Origin of the sequence: Methylobacterium ajmalii (assembly GCF_016613415.1) — a bacterium.
Taxonomy (GTDB): Bacteria; Pseudomonadota; Alphaproteobacteria; order Rhizobiales; family Beijerinckiaceae; genus Methylobacterium; species Methylobacterium ajmalii.
The window spans coordinates 15576-15827 of the sequence record NZ_JACWCT010000037.1 but is presented as its reverse complement, the minus strand read 5'-3'; the positions used below and the strand labels follow the sequence as shown (position 1 = coordinate 15827).

At 65.5% G+C, this 252-nt stretch carries 1 protein-coding gene; it reads left to right on the top strand.

Annotated features, from left to right (window positions below):
- A partial coding sequence (locus HPY23_RS06975; protein WP_200646560.1) for a transposase occupies window positions 1-252 on the top strand: 252 nt, incomplete at both ends.

Here is a 252-nt window from a genome sequence, read left to right as displayed (position 1 = left end):
TCAGTGGGAGCGGATGGTTCCTTTGATCATCGGCCGCCCGGATCAACGCGGCTCGACCGGGCGCGACAACCGCATGTTCGTGGAAGGCGTGCTGTGGATCGTGCGCACCGGCGCGCCATGGCGCGACCTGCCCGAGGTCTTTGGCGACTGGAACAGCGTGTTCCGCCGCTTCAGTCGCTGGAGCCAGAAGGGCGTGTGGTGGCGCATCTTCGAGGCCATGGCCGACGATCCCGACTTCGAGTACCTGATCGT